Here is a 4,654-nt window from a genome sequence, read left to right as displayed (position 1 = left end):
CGAACTACTTATTAACTAATATTATACCGATAAAATTATATAATTTATCCAGATAAAACATTTTTAGAAATGAATCATGAAACAACATCCAAACCTGATTTAAAAAAGAACATTATCAAAGACCTGCCTGACAACTTTGTAGTTATTGATACCGACGGTACTATACTTTATGTAAACGACAGCTGGAAAGATTTTGCAAGAGATAATGAACTGCCACCAGAACACTGCAGCGAAGGGACAAATTACCTTAAAGTATGTGATGAAGCCACCGGTGAAAATTCAGATGAGGCACCGGTTGCTGCAGAGGGTATAAGGGATGTTATACATGGCAAGAGAGAATATTTTGAACTGGAGTACCCCTGTCATGCGCCGAATAAGAGGCGCTGGTTCATTATGAAGGTTATTCCTCTGGAAGATGAAAAACCAAGACCAGTACTTGCATACCATCTGAATATCACGAAAAGAAAACTCTCAGAAATTGAACTGGAAAGATTAAGCGAAACAAGAGAAATGTTTGCAGACGTCTTAAGACACGACCTGAAAAACCCTGTCGGTATTGCAAAAGGGTTTGCAGAGGTACTCTACAAAAAGGAAACTGACCCTAAAAAACTTGAGATTATTGAAAAGATCATAAACAACAATAACCGGGCTATCGAATTGATTGAAAAAGCCGGCGACCTTGCAAGAATTGAATGCATGGACCATATAGAGTATGAACGCCTTGATTTGGGATATATACTTGAAAATGTTATCAACAGTTTACAGGACAAGTTGACTGATAAAAACATGGATATTGTTTTTGTTAATCAGGGCGGATACTATGCTCATGTAAACTCGATTATAGAACAGGCTTTCTCAAACCTGATATCCAATTCTATAAAGTACAGTCCGGAAAATAGCGAAATAATTGTGGATGTAGTTGATTATAATGATCACTGGAAGGTCTGGGTGATAGATAAAGGTCCCGGTATTCCTGATGATGAAAAGGAACCTCTGTTTGACAGATTCAAAAGAGGTAGTGGTGAAAAATCAATGGGTAAAGGTATAGGCCTTTCCATCGTCAAGAATGTAGTAGAGCTTCATGGCGGCGATATAGGTGTTGAAGATAACCCCGATGGCAAGGGTTCTATGTTCTGGATAACTGTCAAAAAAGCGAATTAAGTCGTATTTTTTTCCTTGTTGTACTGTCAATCAATCTAACTTGTTTTGATATATTAAACAGAATACTCTCTGATATTATAGGTAGGTTAAAAAAAGTAGAAAAGGCAGGGTTTAACCCTGCTTCTTGAAGTATTAGACTATGGGGGTAGCCTTTATTCCGTTTTTCCGTTTTTCACCATCCAACTTGTTTTATAGGCAAGATGAGTGACCCCATCCAACAATGGAGTAATCCGTTTTTCCGTTTTTTAAGGGAGATATATAATCCAGTTTTTATATCTCTCAATTATATAAATTGATGAACAATTACATATAATTCATGTATAAATTTCTGATAAATCTGAACATAAAAAATACGTATAAATGCATCTTATGTTCACGTGTTAATTTGTATTCACTTATTTCCAGGATGAACACTTATGTAGGTACCAAGATATAAATTATTTTCCAGTGTTAACACTGATGAAACATTTGAATACATTTATATATTTACAAATCTAAATATATTTATAATTTCATCTTAGGATGATAATGATGATGACCTTTCAGTCATTGCCGATATTAACATAAAAATCGTAAATGACTAACCCAGTCAACAGAAAATCTACGGAGGAACCCAAATTGTTCAATCTATTTGGAAATAATAATGAAACAAAACAGGATGTAGTAAGAGTCGCCAACAATATACAGGACGGAAAAATCGATGCCAGACTTGATACCCAGAACGGCGTAGACCGGGAGATGGCATATTCAGTTAATTTAATGCTTGATCATCTCACAAAAAAAGTCAGTGATACTGAATCAAAAGCTGGTATCGTCGAACTTCTGCCAACACCGATAATGACAATAGATAAAGAGTTTACTGTGACACTTCTTAATTCATCAGGTGCTCAAGTCCTTGACATGGACCAAGATGAATGTATCGGTAAGAAATGCTACGAACTTTTTAAAACTCCACATTGCAACACTGGTGAATGTCGATGCGATCAGGCAATGAGAACAGGGTCTGTTAAAACTAGTGAAACCATATGTGACCCCAAAGGTAAGAATATACCTATCAGATACACAGGAGCTCCACTCAAGGATTCAAATGGGAATATAAACGGTGCTGTCGAATACGTTGTTGATATTACAGATACCAAAAAAGCTCTTGATGATGCAGTACAAAAGGCTGAATACCTGAATAATGTCCCAACACCTGTGATGGTGATTGATAAAAACATGAATGTACAGTTTATGAACAATGCAGGAGCAGAGGCAGTTGGGAAAACGACTGAAGAATGTGAAGGTAAAAAGTGCTACAATTTATTTAACACTGGACACTGCAACACTGATAACTGTCAGGTAGCCAAAGCGATGAAGAAAGACAGTACTTTTACGGATGATACTGTAGCTAAACTGCCATCTGGCGAACTGCCTATACGATACACCGGTGCACCCATTAAAGATAGTAATGGTGAAATAGTCGGTGGTCTGGAATACGTCATCGATATCACCGAGGAAAACCAGGCAGTTTCTGAAGTTGAAGGACTTGTTGACGATGCACTCAACGGAAAACTCAGCACAAGAGGTAACCCTGATAACTATGATATTGTAGGATTCAGGAACGTTATCAAAGGCATAAATAACACACTTGATGCTATTGTCGAACCTCTCAATGAAACCAAAAGAGTTGCTGAATCCATTGCAGATGGAGACCTTACACAATCAATAAATGTCGAAACAAAAGGTGACCTGAAAGAATTTGCAGATACTATTGAAGAAATGCAGGAAAACCTTAAAAACCTTGTAGAAAATATAAAAGAAAGTGCTTCTCAGGTTTCTTCTACATCTGAGGAACTATCTGCTTCATCAGAGCAATTGACATCTTCTGCAAACCAGATTTCTGACACTATAACCGAGATTACAAATGGTGCTCAAAACCAGTCCACAAAGATACAGGAAGTATCAAGCACCATGAACGATATGTCCACGAGCATACAGGACGTATCTAGCAATGCACAGAAAACCTCTGAAACTGTTACTGAAGTCAATAAACTGGTTAATGAGGTCGGTGAACAGTCTAAGGAACTCAAAAGTAAAATGGATTCCATCCAGACAACCTCAGAACAAACCTCAGAAGTTGTCAGAGAGCTGGATGAAAAATCCAAAAAGATCGGTGAGATTGTTAATATGATTACAAACATCGCCGACCAGACCAATCTCCTTGCACTTAATGCTGCTATAGAAGCTGCAAGAGCCGGTGAACAGGGTCGTGGGTTCGCTGTCGTTGCAGATGAAGTCCGAAAACTTGCAGAGGAATCCAGTAATTCAGCCCAGCAAATCGGTGATTTGATACAGGAAATACAAAACAGTACAGGTGAAGCTGTGAGTTCGATGGAAAACAGTTCACAGGAAATCGAAAATGGTTCACAGGCGCTTGATGAAACTGTAGGTTCCATGTCAAATGTCGTTGATAAAACCAGTGAAGCCGATAATATGGTACAGGATATCGCATCTTCTGCTGAAGAATTATCTGCTTCTGTTGAAGAGGTTACCTCGTCTGTTGAAGAAGTATCCTCTATTGCTGAAGAATCATCATCAAGTACCGAAGAAGCATCCGCATCTGTTGAAGAACAAACATCTTCAATGCAGGAGCTTTCCAAGTCCGCACAGGATCTAAACCAGATGGCTGAAGAACTGAACCAATCTGTAGAAAGTTTCAAAGTTGATTCTTCTGATAAAAAGGATAAGAATAGTGATTAATTCTTGGTTTTCTTTCATTTTATAGGAGACGATCTTATGAGCCAGACAGCAATAAAAACAGAGTCTGAATCTGATGAAAGCGAAAATGAATCTATGCAATTGGTTGTCTTTCAGCTTGGTGATGAGGAGTTTGGTGTGGACATAATGCAGGTGCAGGAGATTATACGGATGCACCAGGGTACACGTATACCACAGGCTCCTGACTACGTAAAAGGTGTTATAAATATCCGTGGTAACATCATAGTTGTTATAGAACTTTCAAGGATACTTGGTTTGACAACAAAAGAAGAAGACGATGACAATAGGATAATTGTCGTTGAAATCGGCGGTAATATACTCGGTATGACGGTTGATTCTGTTAGTGAAGTCTTAAGCATTCCCGAGTCAAATGTAGAACCAACACCCGATATGATAACATCAAAAATCAACTCTGATTTCATAAAAGGTGTAGGTAAACTGGATGACAGATTGTTAATTCTTCTTGACCTTGAAAAAGTCCTGAACAGCAAGCAACTGGCTGAGGTATCTGAAGTCAGTGCTGCAAAGGGTTGAATTATATATTTAACCCTTTATATATTTTATAGCTAAGTGTTTACTAATGGATTGTCTTGAAAAATATTTAACAAGTATATTCTGGTATTCATTTTGGCTGTTTTATAAAGATTTAAGGTAGAAAACCATTGTGTCTTTAGCATCGAATCAAATCGTAGATTTAATGCGAGTTTCATTTCTTTGAAATGAAACAAAGGGA

General features: G+C 37.5%; 3 protein-coding genes. All 3 read left to right on the top strand.

Annotation, left to right across the window (positions count from 1 at the left end; translation table 11 throughout):
* Positions 1-69 precede the first annotated feature (69 nt).
* Positions 70-1,161 (top strand): ATP-binding protein, encoded by a 1,092-nt coding sequence (locus tag ACLFMM_RS09290; protein WP_410808454.1) that lies wholly within the window; start codon positions 70-72, stop codon positions 1,159-1,161.
* A gap of 618 nt (positions 1,162-1,779) precedes the next feature.
* Positions 1,780-3,903 carry a methyl-accepting chemotaxis protein gene (locus tag ACLFMM_RS09285; RefSeq protein WP_410808453.1) on the top strand — a complete coding sequence of 708 codons (2,124 nt, stop codon included), beginning with the start codon at positions 1,780-1,782 and terminating at the stop codon, positions 3,901-3,903.
* 36 nt (positions 3,904-3,939) lie between these two features.
* Positions 3,940-4,455: a chemotaxis protein CheW gene (locus ACLFMM_RS09280; protein WP_410808452.1), complete on the top strand. Its 516-nt coding sequence runs from the start codon at positions 3,940-3,942 to the stop codon at positions 4,453-4,455.
* Positions 4,456-4,654: the final 199 nt, after the last annotated feature.

Source organism: Methanohalobium sp., assembly GCF_046546175.1.
In the GTDB taxonomy this organism is placed as follows: Archaea; Halobacteriota; Methanosarcinia; order Methanosarcinales; family Methanosarcinaceae; genus Methanohalobium.
Note: the sequence above shows the minus strand (reverse complement) of the source record. Positions and strands in the feature narration are given on the sequence as shown.

Coding starts and splice junctions, on each gene's coding strand:
- ACLFMM_RS09290 (WP_410808454.1), top strand. CDS start 70: ATGAATCATGAAACAACATCCAAACCTGATTTAAAAAAGAACATTATC.
- ACLFMM_RS09280 (WP_410808452.1), top strand. CDS start 3,940: ATGAGCCAGACAGCAATAAAAACAGAGTCTGAATCTGATGAAAGCGAA.